This window comes from Caenibius tardaugens NBRC 16725 (assembly GCF_003860345.1).
Lineage (GTDB): Bacteria > Pseudomonadota > Alphaproteobacteria > Sphingomonadales > Sphingomonadaceae > Caenibius > Caenibius tardaugens.
Map to the genome: position 1 here is coordinate 1,342,741 of NZ_CP034179.1, position 18,711 is coordinate 1,361,451.

At 60.7% G+C, this 18,711-nt stretch carries 17 protein-coding genes; 13 read left to right on the forward strand and 4 right to left on the reverse strand.

Translation table 11 applies throughout. From position 1 onward, the window contains the following. Nucleotides 1-172: 172 nt before the first annotated feature. Nucleotides 173-1,135, reverse strand: a complete 963-nt coding sequence (locus EGO55_RS06060) for a quinone oxidoreductase family protein (protein WP_021690959.1) — start codon at nt 1,133-1,135, stop codon at nt 173-175. Nucleotides 1,136-1,376: 241 nt separating this feature from the next. Here EGO55_RS06060 and EGO55_RS06065 point away from each other — a divergent pair, with 241 nt between their 5' ends. The 3 genes from EGO55_RS06065 to EGO55_RS06075 are packed head-to-tail and all read left to right on the forward strand — an operon-like array spanning nt 1,377 to nt 3,368. Beyond that, nucleotides 1,377-1,727, forward strand: coding sequence for a hypothetical protein (locus EGO55_RS06065; protein WP_021690958.1), 351 nt, complete (start codon nt 1,377-1,379; stop codon nt 1,725-1,727). Nucleotides 1,728-1,771: 44 nt separating this feature from the next. Then, nucleotides 1,772-2,809, forward strand: a complete 1,038-nt coding sequence (locus EGO55_RS06070; protein WP_021690957.1) for an alpha/beta fold hydrolase — start codon at nt 1,772-1,774, stop codon at nt 2,807-2,809. Between the two features lies 1 nt (nt 2,810). Next, nucleotides 2,811-3,368 (forward strand): GNAT family N-acetyltransferase, encoded by a 558-nt coding sequence (locus EGO55_RS06075; protein ID WP_021690956.1) that lies wholly within the window; start codon nt 2,811-2,813, stop codon nt 3,366-3,368. Between the two features lie 24 nt (nt 3,369-3,392). Here EGO55_RS06075 and EGO55_RS06080 read toward each other — a convergent pair whose 3' ends face one another. Continuing rightward, complete coding sequence (locus EGO55_RS06080) at nt 3,393-4,223, reverse strand: esterase/lipase family protein (RefSeq protein WP_021690955.1); 831 nt, start codon at nt 4,221-4,223, stop codon at nt 3,393-3,395. Between the two features lie 127 nt (nt 4,224-4,350). Between EGO55_RS06080 and EGO55_RS06085 the strand changes: the two genes are divergently transcribed. The 4 genes from EGO55_RS06085 to EGO55_RS06100 all read left to right on the forward strand — a co-directional run bounded on the left by EGO55_RS06085 (nt 4,351) and on the right by EGO55_RS06100 (nt 9,816). Next, nucleotides 4,351-5,511 (forward strand): cupin domain-containing protein, encoded by a 1,161-nt coding sequence (locus tag EGO55_RS06085; protein ID WP_021690954.1) that lies wholly within the window; start codon nt 4,351-4,353, stop codon nt 5,509-5,511. Then, nucleotides 5,508-6,059, forward strand: a complete 552-nt coding sequence (locus tag EGO55_RS06090) for an rRNA large subunit pseudouridine synthase E (RefSeq protein ID WP_021690953.1) — start codon at nt 5,508-5,510, stop codon at nt 6,057-6,059. Before EGO55_RS06085 ends, EGO55_RS06090 begins: the two co-directional genes overlap by 4 nt. Before the next feature lie 132 nt (nt 6,060-6,191). Then, nucleotides 6,192-8,801 carry a PAS domain S-box protein gene (locus EGO55_RS06095; RefSeq protein WP_021690952.1) on the forward strand — a complete coding sequence of 870 codons (2,610 nt, stop codon included), beginning with the start codon at nt 6,192-6,194 and terminating at the stop codon, nt 8,799-8,801. 148 nt (nt 8,802-8,949) lie between these two features. Then, nucleotides 8,950-9,816 (forward strand): transglutaminase-like domain-containing protein, encoded by an 867-nt coding sequence (locus EGO55_RS06100; RefSeq protein WP_021690951.1) that lies wholly within the window; start codon nt 8,950-8,952, stop codon nt 9,814-9,816. 86 nt (nt 9,817-9,902) lie between these two features. Here the strand turns inward: EGO55_RS06100 and EGO55_RS06105 are convergent, their stop codons facing one another. Together EGO55_RS06105 and EGO55_RS06110 are read right to left on the reverse strand one after the other, a co-directional pair. Continuing rightward, complete coding sequence (locus tag EGO55_RS06105) at nt 9,903-10,199, reverse strand: putative quinol monooxygenase (RefSeq protein WP_021690950.1); 297 nt, start codon at nt 10,197-10,199, stop codon at nt 9,903-9,905. A 5-nt stretch (nt 10,200-10,204) separates the two neighbouring features. After that, on the reverse strand, nt 10,205-10,507 hold the full coding sequence (locus tag EGO55_RS06110) for a putative quinol monooxygenase (protein ID WP_021690949.1): 303 nt from the start codon (nt 10,505-10,507) through the stop codon (nt 10,205-10,207). Nucleotides 10,508-10,791: 284 nt separating this feature from the next. On the opposite strand from EGO55_RS06110, the gene EGO55_RS06115 reads away from it, so the two are divergent. The 6 genes from EGO55_RS06115 (at nt 10,792) to EGO55_RS06140 (ending at nt 18,711) form a co-directional block, all read left to right on the forward strand. Next, nucleotides 10,792-13,272: a TonB-dependent receptor gene (locus EGO55_RS06115; RefSeq protein WP_021690948.1), complete on the forward strand. Its 2,481-nt coding sequence runs from the start codon at nt 10,792-10,794 to the stop codon at nt 13,270-13,272. 97 nt (nt 13,273-13,369) lie between these two features. After that, entirely contained in the window at nt 13,370-15,535 is a 2,166-nt protein-coding gene (locus tag EGO55_RS06120) for a PQQ-dependent dehydrogenase, methanol/ethanol family (protein WP_021690947.1), read from the forward strand. 69 nt (nt 15,536-15,604) lie between these two features. Beyond that, entirely contained in the window at nt 15,605-16,282 is a 678-nt protein-coding gene (locus tag EGO55_RS06125) for a TetR/AcrR family transcriptional regulator (protein WP_052023730.1), read from the forward strand. Then, nucleotides 16,269-16,823, forward strand: a complete 555-nt coding sequence (locus tag EGO55_RS06130; protein WP_021690945.1) for a nuclear transport factor 2 family protein — start codon at nt 16,269-16,271, stop codon at nt 16,821-16,823. Before EGO55_RS06125 ends, EGO55_RS06130 begins: the two co-directional genes overlap by 14 nt. 320 nt (nt 16,824-17,143) lie before the next feature. After that, the gene (locus tag EGO55_RS06135; RefSeq protein ID WP_021690944.1) at nt 17,144-18,352 is read left to right on the forward strand and encodes a CaiB/BaiF CoA transferase family protein; all 1,209 of its coding nucleotides are present in this window, start codon (nt 17,144-17,146) and stop codon (nt 18,350-18,352) included. Further along, on the forward strand, nt 18,349-18,711 hold the full coding sequence (locus tag EGO55_RS06140; protein WP_021690943.1) for a Zn-ribbon domain-containing OB-fold protein: 363 nt from the start codon (nt 18,349-18,351) through the stop codon (nt 18,709-18,711). Before EGO55_RS06135 ends, EGO55_RS06140 begins: the two co-directional genes overlap by 4 nt.

The window sequence follows — 18,711 nt, forward strand, 5'->3', positions numbered from 1 at the left end:
AATTTGCAGCTTCGCGGTATTTGGAAATAATTATTTGATTTCTGCGTGTTGTCAGGTAACTATAAGGACGCTTCGACGGCAGTGAGCGGCGCTCATAGTGGAGTGCCGTCGCAGCACCCCGCTGCGTTTGACAGGCCATTGCGCCTGCTTTTGGCCATACCCGGATGTTGCGTCATGGCCGCATCAGCACCCGCCCGAAAGGGTGCCCTTCGGCAACGAAAGTATGCGCTTCGCGCGCCTGCGATAAGGGAAACTCCCGGTCGATTGGCAGGGCAAGCTCCCCATTGGCGACGCGGCCGAACAGATCGGCAAGCAGGCTGTGCACCCGTGGGGCGTGCATATCCCGGCCAAACGAAATACCGTTAACCTGCATCGCCTTCTGGATCAGTTCCATGAACCCGAACGTCGGCAGGGTTCCCTCTGCCGCACCGATCACCTGATAACGCCCCCGAGGGCGAAGGGCCTGGACAAGTTTGTCTTTCCCCCGCCCGCCCGCAAGATCGAGAACAAGGTCCACGCCTTTGCCGCCAGTGATATCCTTGCACCGTTCAGCGATGTCTTCGGTACGGTAATCGATCCCGTGATGCATGCCAAAGGGGGCGATCCGGGCAAGGCGATCCTTCCCCGATGCGGTGCCGATCACGATCGCCCCGGCTTTCGCGGCCAGTTGCACCGCCGGCAACCCCACCCCGCCCGCAGCACCCTGCACCAGAACGAATTCTCCCTCTTTCAGGTGGCCGTATTCGAACAGGGCATCGTGCGCCGTGCCCATGGCAACGGGAACAATGGCGGCCACCCGCAGATCGAGATGGTCTGGCACAGGATAGGCATAGTGTTCGGGTACAGCGAACAGTTCCGCATGGCTGCCGTTCCAGTTGAATCCGACCACTTTGTCGCCGGGCCGAAAACGCGTGACCGCGTCTCCCACGGCCTCGACCGTGCCTGCGGCCTGATATCCGGGAACGAACGGCTTGCTGCGCGGCGGCGCATGAAGCCGGTTCAGCAGGTCGCCACCTTCAATCGAAATCCATGCGACGCGGATCAACACCGTGTTGGGACCGGGCACGGGATCGGGCACGTCACCGTACTCCATCACGTCCGGACCGCCATTCTCGTAATAATAAACCGCTTTCATCGCCCCATGCCTTTTCTATCCAGACCCCGCCCGATGTAGCGAACAGGACGCATCGATCAAAGCGCCGAACCCGCCGATATCTTGACCGATCCGGGCATGCGCAGCGCCGGGAAGCCACGCGGTTTCTCCATCCTTGGAAGGTCTCGCACGGTGCGCCATCGGCGCTGCGGCCACCCCTGATATTTTGGCTAGGTTGTCATGCGCAAGCGGATGGCCGACGCATGGTTCGAGAGGTAGCTGCATGGCAAAACAGAGCGAATTCGACCCGCTGGCCGCATGGCAACGTATGATTTCCCAGTGGGAACGGCAGCTGAACGATTTATCGTCAAAGATCAGTTCGAATGAAACCTTTGCCGGATCGATGAATCAGGCCACCAAGCTGACTCTCGCCACGCGCAAAAGCATGGAAGACAATCTCGATCGCCTCGTTCGATCGATGCAACTTGCCACACAGGCGCAGATGAGCGAGGCGCTCGACCGCATGGATCGGATCGAGCAGAAACTGGATGCGCTCGTCGCGATGCAGGCGCGCAGCGAAACGCCGATTGCCCGTCCGCGCCGCACGCGCAAGCCGGCGGACCCCGCCAATTGACAGGCCAGCAGGATCAGAACGCAACGCTATCCATAGGCGATAGAGTGCGTCGCGAGATTGATCGCGCCCTGCAACGGAATATCAAAGGCCTCGAATTTCTTACCGCTCCACGTCAGACGGTTGGCGCGATGGAAAGCGATCTGCTGATCCGCCGCGGCACCATGGCATTCTATCGCTATCGCCCGGTTACGGACGAGGTCTATCGCATCCCTCTGCTGATGGTGTCCCCGCCCAGCAACCGGGGCTATATTTTCGATCTGGCGAGCGGGCAGAGCTTTTTCGAGTTCATGCTGCAGCGGGGTTACGATATTTACCTGCTCGACTGGATGCCGCCGCGCGCCGACGAAGCGGACTTGGGCCTCGAAGACTATGTGTTCGATTTCATTGCCCAATGCGCGGATTACATTGCCAAGGAAACGGGTGAGCAGGAACTGACGATCAGCGGCTACTGCATGGGCGGAACGCTCGCCGTGCTCTACGCCGCGCTGGCCGATCCCGGCCGCATTGCCAATCTGCTGTGCTTCACCACACCTGTCGATTTTCGCCATATGCGCCTGTTTCGCGCCTGGGCGGACGAAGCGCATTTCGATGTCGACAAGCTGGTCGATTCCCTCGGCATCATTCCCCCCGAACTGATGCTGGGCGCATTCGATCTGATGCGTCCGGCCAACCGCACCGCCGGGATGATGCATCTCTGGGCAAATCTGTGGAATGACGATTTCGTCAAATCCTACCGCATGTTCGATCGCTGGGCGGCCGAAACCCTGCCCATGCCCGGTCGGTACTTCCGCCAGATCGTGAAAGACCTGTTGTGGGACAATGCCCTGCTTGAGGGGCGCATGCGGCTGGATGGCAAACCTGTGGATCTGGGGGCGATTACCGCCCCGATCCTCAGCGTGGTGGCGGAACACGATCATGTGGTGGCACGCGAAGGCGCCGCGCCCCTGCTGACCATGACCGGGTCCACAGATTGCGAGGAAATTCTGAGCAAGGGCGGCCACGTCAGCGTCGTGGCTGGTCCGGGGGCGGTGGGGCGGTTGTGGCCTTCCATCGATGCATGGCTGGGCAAGAGATCGACATAGGATGAACGCGGTGACGACAAACGACCAAGGCTTTGAACTCCGGCCGATGACCGCGCAGGATGCGCCCGCCATTCTCGCTTTCGCTGCGGCCCTGCCGATTGCCGATCTGCTGTTCCTGCAGCGCGATATCCGGGTCGAAAAAGTGGTCGCGGCATGGATCAGGCAGACCGAGAGCGGATTGATCCGCAGCCATCTCGCTTTTGCCAATGGCGAATTGATCGGCTGCGCGGCTCTGGTCCGCGACGCGCTGAGCTGGTCGCCGCATGTGGCGGAAATCCGCATCGTGGTATCGCGCGACCACCGCCGCATCGGCGTGGGTCGGCAACTTGCGGAACAGGCCTTTGCCCTTGCGCTGGCCGATGGCACGGAAAAACTGGTTGTCAGCATCCTGCCCGAACAGCGCGGGGCGATCGCCCTGTTCGAGGAAATGGGTTTCCGCGCCGAAGCCATGCTGCGCGACCATGTTCGCGATGCCGACGGGGTGAAACACGATCTGGCGATCCTGAGTATCGACCTTTTGCGGCAGGGTGCGCAACACGTTGCCTACGGGCGCGGATAGCACCCGTTCCGATCATTCTGCGCGTCAGTTTTCTACCGGCGTATCGGGATAGAGAAAGGCCAGTGCCCCCGGGCGGCGGAACCGCTGCCACCCCGTTTCCGGCTGGGCAAGGCGATCGGCCACAAGATGCAGGACAGCCGGGTTCACCACCAGTCCGAAATGGCTTGAGACCACTTCGACATTCTCGTTGATCTCGTTTTCAATGCCGATGCAGTTGCGCCATGCGGCGATCCCGTCAGTCCGGCTGAAGACGGCAGATGACGGCACCGGCAACGGCTGACCACCTGCGGCATAGCGCGCACGCGTGGTCGGCGAATCGATGATATTGCCGCTCAGCCGTTCGTAAAGACCGCGCACGGCATTGGCGCTGGGATCGCCGGCAAACGGGCTGCCCAGCGTGATGACATTGCGCACCCCGTCGGGCACCCGGCGGGCGGCTTCACGCGCAATAACCCCGCCCAGGCTCCACCCCACGAGGCTGACGGTACGCCCGCTTTCTTCCCACAAGGCCCGGATGCGCGCGGTGATGATCTCCCCCTGTTCGCCCACGGTCTTGTGATCGAGATTCCAGCCGAGATCCCAGCTGCGGGCATCGTAGCCGCGCCGCACCAGAAACCGGCGCAACAGGGCGGTGGCGTGATCGCTGGTTGCAAAACCCGGCAGCACCAGCACGGTATGGCCATCACCGCGCGGTGCCAGCGCCAGCAACGGCGCCAGCGTGAACAGGCCCAGCGCTTCCAGGCCTGCCCGGCTGGGTTCGGCCAGAGTAAGCCACTGGCTTGGCGGCCGGATCGCCTGTGCAGATCCCGAGGAGGTGTCGCCGCTCTCCCCGTCCACGGGAAAATCATCGCTCATGGAACGCACGCTAGGACAGGACGGCGCAGTGCACACGAAAAACCGTGGCCACCTGCCACAAACGTTAGGTATGACCCGGCCCTGCCCTGCTTTTGACAGCAGCCCCTGTTGCGCGCATGGCGGCGGCATGCAGCAGCTCAATCTCGATATCGCCACGTTCCTGCGCGATTACTGGCAAAAAAAGCCCCTGCTTATTCGGCAGGGCTGGCAGGCATGGCACAACCCGCTCGAACCCGATGAACTGGCCGGTCTCGCCTGCGAGGAAGGGACCGAGTCCCGCCTGATCACATGCACGGACAATGGCCTGGCGATGGAAAATGGCCCTTTGCCCGAAACGCGCTTTGCTGAACTGGGGAGCGCGCCCTGGACCCTGCTGGTACAGGCCGTCGACCATCACGTGCCCGATGTGGCGGCACTGATCGAGCCCTTCCGCTTCGTGCCTGACTGGCGCATCGACGATGTCATGGTCAGCTATGCCACCAACGGTGGCGGCGTGGGGCCCCATTACGACCAGTACGACGTGTTTCTGGTGCAGGGACTGGGCAAACGCCGGTGGCGGATCGGCCCCCGCTGCGATTCCGCCACACCCTTGCTGCCGCACCCGGATTTGCGGCTGATTGCCGATTTCGCGGCGACGGATGAATGGATACTCGAACCCGGCGATATCCTCTATGTCCCACCGTGCTTCGCGCATGACGGGATCGCGGTCGGCCACGATTGCATGACCTATTCCATCGGCTTTCGCGCGCCGTCACGCGCGGAAATCACCGAATTCTGGTCCGAACATCAGGCCGATGCCATGGCGGACGAAGACCGCTACACCGATCCTGACCTCACGATACAGGCCAACCCCGGCGAAATTGCCGCGCAGGCCATCGATCGTCTGCAAAGCATGATGTTGGAGGCCCTGTCGAACCGCGAAGCCTTCGCCCGCTGGTTCGGCACCCACAACAGCATGCCCAAATATACCGAGGTGGACTGGAGCCCGGAAGAGGCAATCACGCAGGAAACCGTGCAGACGCTGCTGGCGCAAGGCGCGCCACTCTGCCGCAACCCGGCCAGCCGTTTCGCCTTCACCCGCATGGCGGACGGCTCCATCCTGCTGTTCGTGGACGGGCACTCCTTCGCTTGCACGGCAGACACCGCCCCACTGGCCGAGCGCCTGTGCGCAGACCGAATGTTCACCCCCACCTCTCGCCTCGCTGACTCGCACGCGGCTGCGGATCTGATTGTCGCGCTCGTCAACCAGGGCAGCCTTGCCTTCGACACGCAGGACGAGGCCGAATGACGCTCATCCTTTTCAACAAACCCTATGACGTTCTCTCGCAGTTTACCGACGAAAGCACCGGCGGCGCGCGCACCACGCTGGCCTCTTTCATCGATCTTCCGGGAGTCTACCCAGCGGGGCGTCTTGATCGCGACAGCGAAGGCCTGCTGCTGTTGACGAACGATGGCCGGTTGCAGGCCCGGCTCGCCAATCCCCGCTACAGGACCCCCAAAACCTATCTGGTGCAGGTGGAAGGGGAACCGGACGAGAAGGCTCTGGAAATGTTGCGCCAGGGCGTGCGCCTGAAGGATGGGCTTACCCTGCCCGCCAAGGTGGAACGGATCGACGATCCCGCGCTGTGGCCCCGCGACCCGCCGGTCCGATTCCGCAAGACCGTACCCGACTGCTGGCTGCAACTGACCATTCATGAAGGACGCAACCGGCAGGTCCGGCGCATGACGGCCGCCGTGGGCCATCCCACCCTGCGCCTTGTGCGCTGGCGCATCGGTGACTGGACACTGGATGGACTGGCGCAAGGGCAATGGCGCGAAGCCCTACCCCACGACTGACCACCTCCTTCACGCGGCCAAACCCCGCATCTGCACCGTGATAATCGTCTCTTTCACCGCCTCACGATACTGATCCCGGAACATCGGCCCTTCTCCTTCGTATGGAACGGAGAAGGATACGGGGAGTGGCGATTGCCAGAACTTGATTCCACGGAAAGCTACACCCTCAATGCATTGGGCAATGCATTGGGGGACATGGGCAGCCGCATCGCCAGTTACGACTGGTCTGCAACGCCACTGGGCCCCATGGGCCAATGGCCCCCCAGCCTCCGCGCTATCGTCGCCTTCATCCTTCATTCCACCATTCCCATGGTAATGCTCTGGGGCAAACAGGGCACCATGATTTACAACGACAGCTATGCGCAGTTCGCTGCGGACAATCATCCGCGCATTCTCGGGCTGCCGGTTGGCGAAGCATGGCCTGAAGTGGCCTGGTTCGATGACAACGTGATGCAAGTCGTCCTCGCTGGCGGAAACCTCACCTCCAAGGACCAGATCCTCCACCTGACACGTAAGGGCACATTGGAAGATGTCCGGATGAATCTGGACTATTCACCCGTTTATGATGACGATGGCTGCCCGGCCGGCGTGCTTGCGATTGTCACCGAAACCACCGGAGCAATGCAAGCCAACAAAGCCCTCCGCGAAAGCGAGGCACGCCTGCGGTTCTTCGATCGGTTGGCCAAGGCAACGATGAGAAGCAGCGATGCCGACAGCATCATGGCCATCACGACGCGCATGGCCGGTGAGGAACTCGGCGCCACGATCTGCGCTTACGCCGATATGGACCCCGACCAGAACGGGTTCAGCATACGCGGCGACTGGACGGGTTCCGGCGCGCGCTCGATTGTGGGCCACTACACACTGTCCGCATTCGGGAAGCAGGCGCTTGAGGGGCTTCAGCGGGGCGCGCCCCTGATCATCAACGATGTCCGGGCCGAACTGCCCCCGGAACCGGCGGAAACGTTCCTGGCGATCGGCGCACAGGCCACACTGTGCATGCCGCTGGTGAAGGAAGGGCGGCTGAAAGCCCTGATGGCCGTCCATCGTGACCATCCGCATCGCTGGACAATCAGCGAACTTTCCATGATGCGGGAGATTGCCGACCGCAGTTGGGCACATATCGAACGGATCGGGACCGAAGTCGAACTGCGCATGACTGCCCAGCGCCTGCTCGAACTGAACGAGAAGCTGGAACAGCGCGCCGAAGAACGCTCGTCAGCACTTCAGCACAGCCAGACCCTTTTCCGCCTGCTCGTTCAGGGGGTTACAGACTACGCCATCTACATGCTGGACGACGCAGGCTACGTGACCAGCTGGAACGCTGGCGCGCAGCGGATCAAGGGCTATCGACCCGAGGAAATTATCGGGCAGCATTTCTCGGCATTCTATCGCCCGGAAGATCGCGAAAATGGCGATCCCGAACGGGCGCTCCTGACCGCGCGTCAGGTTGGACATCTTGCCGCTGAAGGCTGGCGCGTGCGCAAGGATGGAACACATTTCCGTGCCAGTGTCGTTGTCGATGCGATCCATGACGATGCCGGAAAACTGATCGGATTTGCCAAGATTACCCGTGACATTACCGAACGCGAACATGCCCAGCGCGAACTGGAACTCGCCCGCGAAGCCTTGTCCCAATCACAGAAAATGGAAGCAATCGGCCAACTCACCGGCGGCGTGGCCCACGATTTCAACAATCTGCTTATGGCGATCCACAGCAGCCTGGAACTGCTGCGCAAACGCAATCCCGGTGATTCCCAGCACATGAAATTGCTGGACAATGCCCTTAAGGCAACGGAACGCGGCTCCGCCTTGACACAGCGCATGCTCGCCTTCGCCAGACGACAGGAACTGGCGAACGAGCATGTGGAGATCCAACCGCTCGTTTCCGGCATGATGGAACTGTTGCAGCGATCGCTCGGCCCCATGTTTCAGATCGACATGCGCTTTCCCGGCGATCTTCCCGCGGCCTTTGCAGACGTCAATCAGCTCGAAATGGCGCTGTTGAACCTCGTCGTCAACGCCCGCGATGCGATGCCCGGCGGCGGGACAATCCGCATAACGGCAGAGGAACGAGCGGTTGGACCTAGAGACGTCCCGGAACTCGCGGCAGGCCATTATATCCGATTGACCGTACGCGACCGGGGCAGCGGCATGGATGCGCAGACGCTGGCCCGGGCCGCCGATCCCTTCTTTACAACCAAGGGCGTTGGCAAAGGGACCGGTCTCGGCCTGTCGATGATCCACGGCTTTGCCCGTCAGATTGGCGGCACGCTTCATCTCGAAAGCCGCGAAGGGATCGGGACCGATGCACACATATACTTGCCCATCAGCCAGCATCCGCAACCTGCCGAGAGCCACGATGGAGAAACCGCCAGCACCATGCTGAACCATGCACAAACAGTTCTGGCCGTCGATGATGACGTGATCATCCTGATGAACACCACTGCGCTGCTCGAAGATCTCGGCCATCGTGTTATCGAGGCGCATTCAGGCGAGGAAGCGCTGCAGCTGATGCACGATCATCCCGAAATCGATCTGCTGATCACCGATCAGGCGATGCCGGGCATGACCGGCAGCCAGTTGATAGAAGCGATCCGACGTGAACGGCCGGAAATGCCAATCATTCTGGCCACCGGATACGGTGAAACGCCCTCCGATCAGGATCTGGCCTTCGTCCGGCTGGGCAAGCCGTTCAATCAGATGGATCTGCAACAGGCGATCGAGGCCTTGTCAGTCTGACCGATCCGATGCCCACCGCCTGACATAGGCGCGCTCTTCCACCGGGCGCGAACGCGGCACATCTGGTCCTTGCATCGCAAAACGTGGCGAAAAACCGGAAACCGGAACGGATTACAACGCGTTAGTTGAGTAGCGCAAGAGGTTGCATATGCTGATCCGGGCAGGCTTTGAAATTCACTTCGAGACAATGCAACCGACGCCCATGCTGGCAGCACTGAACGTGCATCCATCGCGCAGGGATGACCTCAGGACACCTGACCGGGTCGAAGCCTTCCCTAACCTCCCCCTGACCCGTTATCGTGACGGGTTCGGTAATGTCTGTTCCCGTTTTACCGTGCCGCCGGGCGGCGTGACATTGAAAAACAGCTTCATTATCGCCGACTGCGGTCAACCGGATATACCCGCGCCCGAAAGCTCCGCACTCCCGGTGGAAAGTCTTCCCGACGATGTGCTGGTCTATCTGCTGGGCAGCCGATACTGCGAAACCGATCGCATGATGCCACTGGCATGGTCGTTGTTCGGCGCCATTCCATCGGCACGCGATCGCGTCAACGCGATCACCGATTTCGTCCATAATCACATCCGCTTCGGATATGAGTTTGCACGACCCGACAAATCCGCCTGGATGGCTTATGAAGAAGGTGCTGGCGTGTGCCGGGATTTCGCGCACCTTGCCATTACCCTGTGCCGCTGCATGAATATTCCTGCGCGCTATTGCACCGGATATCTTGGCGATATCGGCATTCCCCCGATCGATGCGCCGATGGATTTCAGCGCATGGTTCGATGTCTATATTGATGGCCAGTGGTACACCTATGACGCGCGTCATAACGAACCACGGATAGGACGCATTCTCATGGCCCGCGGGCGGGATGCGACCGATGCGGCGCTGGTCACGGCCTTCGGCCCAGCCATTCTGACGCAATTTACCGTGCACACGGATGAAGTGCATACCCACAAGGCACGGTTCAGCCCCGGGGCCATCGCTCTTCCGCCCATATTCATCAACGAATAGCCGCCGGGAACAGCGCAGGCGCATCGTTGGCGCCCGCGCACCTGTCTGTCAGCCCCACGCCCTTCTGTCAGGCCCATGCCTTTCTATCAGGATAGCGACTGGTAGAAATCCAGTTGCATATCTTCTGCCACGCAAGCGAGGATGCCCGGGACCAGCCGGTCGTGAAAATCGATCTGCATGTGCTTTTCGTAGGCCGCCTCGTCACGAAAGGTTGCGATCACCTGAAACAGATCCGGGTCCTGATCCGACTGAAAGAGCTCGTAGACCAGCACATCGGGCTCATGCGTAAAAACGAGCTGCTTGAGTTCGCACTGCAAGGCAATCAAGTCAGCCCGTTTCTCCGGGCGCGTGCGCAATTGTGCGATGAAGCTTTTGGCGGGCATCGGCCTTATCCTTTGGGGTGCGGTTCGAGATCAAACAGAAGCTCGCGTTCGTAGGCCCCGTCCATGCAATCCACGATGCGCGCGATCAGGGGCCGGTTATGCGCGTAGGCCATATGCGCTTCATCCGCCTGCTGATCGACAAAGCTTTCGTGCACGGCAAACATGCCGGGTTCGGCGAGGCGGAAAAACTTGTAGTGCAGCGTACCCGGTTCCTGTTGCGCCAGCACTTCCATTTCCCGCGCTAGAGCAAGAAACTCATCCTCGCATTCCCCCTTTATGCGAAAACGCGACAGAAAGCTGAACGCCAAGACCATTCTCCTCAGGCCCATGTTTCTTGCGGTTGCCATCAGACCGGCTGGCAGCACCGCACTTATCAAAATGGAGCATAGGACCGCTCACAATAAAAACAATCATGAATGCATTGAACAGCCTGAGCCTCAGGCATTATTCCCACGAAGATCACCAAAAAACCCACGATTCCAGGGCAATTTTCGCCACATTAAAAAAACATACATGAATGATTGCCTTTCGTTCCAGTCATGATATTCACCGATCAACCCGCAAACAATGGCGGGGCACAAGGAGAGAGGCAATGTTCACCCGGCAGCTCTATGGCTCGACATGCGTGGTTGCACTCATCGCCGGACTCGCAAGCGTCCCGGCATTTGCGCAAGGCACCGATGCACCCGCGGCAAAACCGCAAAACGTTACGCCGCAAACCAACACAGGCCTTGCGGAAATTGTCGTCACCGCCACGCGGCGCGACACTGATCTGCAATCCACGCCAGTATCCGTTTCGGCTGTCGACGCCAGTCTGATCGCGCAGGCCGCACCGCGCGATCTGGGCGATATTGCCGCCTTCGTGCCCAACTTCTCCGCTGCCACCATCGCCAATTTCAACGCGGCGAGTTTCGCCATGCGCGGTGTCGGACAGACATCGATCATCGTCTATTTTGAACCGCCGGTTGCCGTGCTCGTCGACGACTTCGTTGTGCCATCGGTGCAAACCCAATTGCTGGACACGTTCGACATCGCCCAGGTCGAAGTTCTGCGCGGTCCCCAGGGCACCCTGTTCGGCAAGAACACGACCGGCGGCGTCGTGACAGTGCGCACCAAGCGGCCGGTTCTCAATTATCTCGGGTTCGATGCCCGCGCGGAAGTGGGCGATTTCGGGCAGAAGAAAGTCCAGGCCGCGCTCAATGTCCCGATTGGCGATATCGCCGCATTGCGGGTCGTGGGCGGGTATGAAAAATCCGACGGCTATTACAAGAACGGCGCCTGTTATGGCCCGGTGACAGGGTTCGTCGCCAACAAGTTCGAAGGTGCGAAAGGGTGCCTCGACGGTTCCCGACTGGGTGGGAAGGATGTCTGGCAAGCCCGCGCCAAACTGCTGATCGAGCCGTCATCGAATTTTTCCGCCCTGTTACAGTACGAATGGATTCGCGACCGGTCGGATGTCGTCCCGTCAGTCAACGAAAACTACCTCTATACCGGCACCGGCGCCTTCGTGACCGATCTGCTCGGCCTGACCGACCCGGGTGCGAAAGGTACCGATCCGCTCAAACGCGCCGCCTACACCGGCCGCGAAGACGGGCTGATGTACATGAACAAGGGGCAGCGTATTTCGGTGGATGGCTTTTATGCCAATCTCCAGTACGACACGGGCATCGGCACGATCAGTTCGGTCACCGGATACCGGTTCCAGCGTTCGCGCATTCCCAATTCCTATGCCGGTGCCACAGCTGTTGGCAACGACGGGCAACTCTTGTCATTTTTCGACGCGAGCCGGGATGACAATCGCAAGACATGGCAACAGGAACTGCGCTTCGCCTCCGATCTCGAAGGGCCTTTCAACTTTGTCGCAGGCGGCTTCTACCAGCGCGACAAGATCGATTTCTGCGTGGCGCAGTTGCTCGGCTTTCTCGACCTGACCTCCGGGCCACTGCCTTTCGGGGAATGGAACAACACCCCCTATATGCTGTGCAATGCCCAGCGTTCCAAATCGCGGGCCGTGTTCTTCGAAGGCACGCTGAAACTGGGTGAGAAACTGACCCTTTCCGCAGGCGGCCGCTACACTTGGGATAACAAGACCTGGCTCGGCCGGCAGCAGACCTTCATCCCGGCGCTGGGCGGCGGTTTCGATCCCAGCATTTCGATCGATCACGCCCTCGATGCCAGCGTTTACAAATATCCCGCCAATGTCATCACCCTGACTGACAAATGGCGCCAGCCCACCTATCGGGCTAGCATCAGCTATCAGGCCAACGACGATCTCTATCTGTTTGGCACCTATTCCCACGGGTACAAGGGTGGCGGATTCAACGATCAGATTGGTGGTTTTGCGGCATTCGGTGATGACCTGAACGCCTTCCGCGAGGCCGCCCGCGCAACCAGCCCGGAAAAGGCTGACAGCTTCGAAATCGGCTTCAAGTCCGAATTTCTCGACAACCGCGTGCGCCTGAACGCGACAGCGTTCTATGTGAAGTACAGCGATCTGCAAAAGCAGCTCAACGTTCCGATCGAGGTCAACGGCCAGCCCAATCAGGTCACGCTGTTTGTCAACGCCGCCAGCGCGGACGTGAAAGGTCTGGAAATCGAAGCCTCCGCCACCCCGGTCGAAGGGCTGACCCTGCGCGGGGTACTGGGTTATCAGGACGGCAAGTACAAGAAGTATACGGCTGCCAACGCCGGGTACGATCTGGCCAGCGCGCCGCTGGATCGCGCACCGAAATGGCAATGGACGGCAGACGCGGTCTATTCCTTGCCGGTGAGCGATAATCTCAAGCTGACCTTCAACGGCAACGTTGCCTACACCGGGCGCAATCTCAACACGCAGGCGATTGACGATCCCCTGGGCAATACGTTCCTCAATGCCCGCACACTGGTGAACGGATCGATCACCCTCGCTGAAACCGAGAACAAGTATTACGTCCGGCTGGTCGGAAAGAACCTCACCGACAAACGCTATCGGGTGGGCATACAAAACGTGGCCGGGCTCTGGCTCAACTCGCAATATGGTCCCCCGCGTTACTTCGGGCTCGAAGTCGGTGTTTCCTTTGGCAGCGAAAAATGAACCTGCGACCGGTGACCTGGCGGTCTTCTGTCAGGTCACCGGTCGTCACGGTGCGCCGTGATCAATGTGCGCCGTAACCCGTGATAAGGCGAAGTTGATGGTTTTGCGGACACATGCGCGCGCAGTACTGAACGGAGCACTCGCCACCATCGCCCTGCTCTCGCTCGCCGCGTGTGGCGCATCAGGAGCCAACGATGGGCAAGGCACCGGCCACGACACGCCCGCCGGGACGCGCTGGCTCACGCAGTTGAACGACGATAGCGACGGGGATGATTGGCCCGCTTTCGGTCGCACCTATGGCGAACAGCATTACAGCCCGCTGGCAGAAATCAATGCGGACAATGTCGGGAAACTGGGGCTTGTCTGGGCGGTCGACCTCCCTCCTGGCAATCCGGCGACAGGGCCGATCGAGGTCGCCGGCACAGTCTATCTCGCCAGCGGCTATTCCGTGGTGCGCGCAATCGATGTCGCCACCGGCAAAGTGAAATGGACTTACGATCCCAAGGCGCCAGAGGCATCCGGCATCAAGCTGCGGCAGGGCTGGGGCAGCCGGGGCATCGCCTACTGGAATCACAAGGTGATCACGGCGACGCAGGATGGCCGCTTGATTGCGCTGGACGAAACGACAGGCAAGCCAGCCTGGTCTGTCGAAACGTTCGGCAAGGACGATCCGATGTTCATTTCCGGCCCGCCACGGGTGTTCGACGGCAAAGTGATCATCGGGAATGCCGGATCGGACGAAAGCGCCGTACGCGGCTTCGTCACCGCCTGGGATGCGGATACCGGCAAGTTCCTGTGGAAGTTCCACACCGTGCCCGGCAACCCGGCAGACGGCTTTGAGAACAAGGCGATGGAAATGGCCGCCAAGACCTGGTCAGGGAACTGGTGGACATATGGCGGCGGCGGCAGTGTCTGGAACGCGATCACTTACGACAAGGCCAACGACCAGATCCTGCTCGGGACGGGCAATGGCGCACCGTGGAACCACAAGATCCGCTCCAAAGGCGTGGGTGACAATCTGTTCGTGTGCTCGATTGTCGCGCTGGATGCGAAAACCGGTGCCTACAAATGGCATTACCAGATCAATCCGGGCGAAAGCTGGGATTTCAACGCCGCCATGGATATGGAACTGGCCGATCTGACCATTGACGGCAAACCACGGCAGGTGGTGATGACCGCGCCCAAGAATGGCTTTTACTACGTCATCGATCGCAAGAACGGAAAGCTGATTTCGGCGGAACCGTTTGTAACCGTGACATGGGCCAGCAAGATCGATCTGGCGACCGGTCGTCCGGTCGAAACACCCGGCGTTCGGTATGAAAGCGGCAAGACCACGATGCGTCCCACGCCTCTGGGCGCGCATAGCTGGATGCCGATGGCGTTCAGCCCCAAATCGGGGCTTGCCTATATTCCGGCCATCGATTTGCAGGTGCATTTCGACGATACGGGCATCACGCGGGAAAACTTCCGTTTCAGTGGCAACATGGGGCTTTCCCCCGGCGTGGGATATTCCATCGATGCGGGCGACACGCCGGTTACCGGTTGGCTGATCGCATGGGACCCCACCGCCCAGAAAGCGCGCTGGAAAATTCCGATGGATGTGCATCTGAATGGCGGCGTCATGGCGACCGGGGGCAACCTTGTCTTTCAGGGGCGCCCCGATGGTGGTTTCTCCGCGTATGACGCGATGTCGGGCAAGCGGCTATGGAACTTCGATGCACGCGCTGGCGTGATCGCGCCGCCGATCACCTACAGGGTGAAGGGCAAACAGTACGTGACGGTTATCGCAGGTATCGGCACGAGTGCGGGTCTGTTCGGGCCGATGTTCGCGAAGTACGGGATCGATTACCGCACCCAGGCCCGGCGTGTGCTGACGTTCGCGCTGGATGGCAAACTGCAACTGCCCCCGCGCGAACCATTCAAACCCGTCGCTTTCGCCGATCAGGATTACAAACCTGATCCTGTCGCCGCCGGTCAGGGCGAAACCCTTTATGCGGGCCGCTGTGCGGTATGCCATGGCACAGCCGTTGTCGCAGGCGGATCGGCCCCGGATCTTCGCACATCACCTATCGCGGCCGATCCGGCGGCGTTTTCGCAAGTCGTCAAGGAGGGCGCGCTGGTCCCGGCAGGCATGCCGCGCTTTGGGGAATTTTCCCAAAAGCAGATCGACAGCCTGCGCCAGTATATACGCGACCGTGCGCATGCCTTGCGCACCGGCGAAGCGGATACAACTGTCGGTTCCGCGCACAAGACCAGCGGATGATCTATGCCTGCGCATCGATCGCCATCCGCATCTCTGTCCTTCTCAAAGGCCGATGCGGTGGCTGGCGCCGTGCGTGAACCACCTGACCCGAACACAACCGCGGAAAGGCGGGAGACCGCCACCCCGACCCGCCAATCGCTGAAAAGCGCGCAGACCCGCAGCAGGCTGATCGAAGCCACGATCCAGTGTCTGGTGGAACGGGGTTATGCAGGCACCACGACACCGCTGGTGGCGAAGGCGGCAGGCCTTTCGCGCGGCGCAATGCTGCACCATTTCGAGAACAGCGCGACCTTGATCCGTGCAACCATCGTGGAGCTTCACGAACGGCGTCTACGGGCCTTTCGCCGTTCATCGGAAGCAAGCCAGCACGACCCCGCGACAATGGTCAGCGCCTATTGGCGTCAAGTCCAGCGCCCGGCATTCATCGCCTTTCAGGAACTGGCGATGGCCGCGCGGACCGATGCGGAACTTTCCCAGATCATGCTGCCGCTGCAACTTGAGTATCGCGAACGTTTTAATGCCGAGGCCATCATGCTGTTTCCCGAATGGCATTCCGCACCCGACCAGTTCGCACACGCCATGGCACTGTCGCAGACATTGATCGAAGGGATGGCCACCAGCCTGACGACAGGGGCCCTCGATGAAACCATGGTCCCGGCATTGCTGAAACTGCTGGAAGACAAGATCAGGGCCATGCGCCCGGATGCCACATCCCAGGAAAGGACAGCCGGATATGCCCAGCCTTGAAAATCGCCTGGCCCGTCTGGAGGCAGAATCGCAGATCCGGCAACTGGTCGCGCGGTATTGCTTCACGATCGACGATCGCGACATCGCCGGTATCCGTGCGCTGTTTACATCGGATGCCCTGCTGCAATCGGCTGACGGCGTGATGCATGCCCGTGGGATCGACGCGATCATGGCCCAATACGATGCCCGGTTCGCCGTGCTGGGGCCGGGCCATCATTTCATGCACGACATCCAGATCGATTTTATCGGCGATGGCGATCGGGACGCCACCGGGCGTGTCAGCGGTCATGCGGAATTGTGGCGCAACGACCGGATGATGGTCGCGGCGATCCGGTACAACGACAGGTATCGCAACACCGATGACGGCTGGAAGATCGCGGAACGGTCGATCCATTTCCTCTATTACGTGGCGATAGAGGATTACCCCAACATTCTGGCGACACCGCTACGCAACCATGCCTATGCCCATCCCATGCCCGCCGATTTCCCGGAACCGTTGCCGGGCTGGATCGCATACAAGGCCGCGCACGCGCATGATTGAACGGTGCATCATTGCGGCTTTCCCTATCGCCAAAGCCCGAAAATGGCGCAGAAACTTTCTGACATGCGGCACAAAAAAGACAGTCATGGATGCCTTTTTTTGTCATGGTGGGTAAGCTAGGATGCACAGACGACCGTACTATGGATTGCGGCGACAAGGGGAGAATGCACCGTGTCCGGGCAACGCCGAACCAGTATGACCCCCGTCACGCGTCTTCCCCGAGGGGGCGCTGTGGCGCATAGCCTTTGCACCGGCAAGGAGGCTGCCCCACGCACCATGACGGGATACGGCAAATTCCGGATAGGGGCAGGAGCCCGGGCATGAGCGGGCGCGGCAAGGGCCCCCTCGCCGGGGTCAAGGTTCTCGATCTTACCAGCGTCCTTATGGGCCCCTATGCGACGCAGATTTTCGCGGATCTCGGGGCGGATGTGATCAAGGTGGAAAGCCCGCAGGGCGATACCACCCGCTTCATCCCGCCGGGGCCCGATCCGTCACGCGGGGCAATGTTCCTGAACGCCAATCGCGGGAAACGCAGCCTCGCGATGGACCTGAAACAACCCGAAGCCCGCGCCGCCCTGCTCCGTCTCGCGCAAGATGCGGACGTATTCATCCATTCGATGCGCTCGCGTGCGATCAGCCGTCTCGGGCTGGGCTACCCCGCCTTGCGCGAAACCAATCCCCAGATCATTTACGCCAACCTTTATGGCTTTGCCCGGGGCGGACCTTATCGCGATTATCCCGCCTATGACGATATCGTGCAGGCGGCGTCCGGCATTGTCGATCTGCAGGCGCGCCTGTCAGGGGGCGAACCGACATATGCCGCCACGGTTATCGCGGACAAGGTCGCCGGGCTGACGGGCGCCTACTCCGTTCTTGCCGCGCTCTATGCCCGCGAACGCACGGGCATCGGGCAGGAAATCGAAGTCCCGATGTTCGAGACGCTCGTTTCCTTTGCCATGGTGGAACATTTGTGCGGATCGCTGTTCGTGCCCCCGGAAGGCCCGCCGGAATATCCCAGAGTCACATCGGAAGCCCGCCGCCCCTATCGCACGGCGGACGGTTACATTGGCGTGATGATCTATAACGACAAGCACTGGCAGGCGTTTTTCGACGTGCTGGGCAATCCGGAATGGTCACGCGATCCCATGTTCGCATCGATGCGCTCGCGCACCCACAATATTGGCAAGGTGCTGGCCAAAGTGGCGGAGGTGATCGCCACCCGCACCACCGACGACTGGTTCGCGCTTTTCCGGCAGGCGCAGATTCCAGCCATGCCGATCACCAGCCTCAACGATCTGCTGCACGATCCGCATCTGGTCGAAACAGGCTTCTGGCAGGAACGGGAAACGCCGTGCGGGACCTTGCGCTTTCCGGGCATACCGACGACATTTTCCGAAACACCGGGGGCGATAGGCGATCCCGGCCCGGCACTGGGCGAAGACAGTCAGGCGATATTGGCGGAGGCAGGGTTTACCGCAGACGAGATCGCCCGGCTGCTGGAAAGCGGTGCCGTGAAGGCAGCGGTATGACCAGCCCCGAAGCACACTGGCGCGCGATGCTGGCCCAGGGGCAGCTCGTGCTGCAACGCACGCGCGATGGCCGTGCCATCTTCCCCCCGCGTGTGGCGGCGCCGGGCAGCGGCGACGATGCGCTGGAATGGTTTGCATCCACAGGCACAGGAAGCGTCTACAGCTTTTCCTGGGTGCAGCAGCGCCCACCGAAGGCACCGTACAACGTCGCGCTGATTGATCTTGATGACGGGGTTCGGGTGATGAGCCGGGTTGAAAACGTGACACCCGATACCTTGCACATTGGCCTACAGGTGGAAGCGGTCATCGACCAGAGCGGCGAGGCGCCACTGCTGCTGTTCCGCCCGGTGGGGGCATAG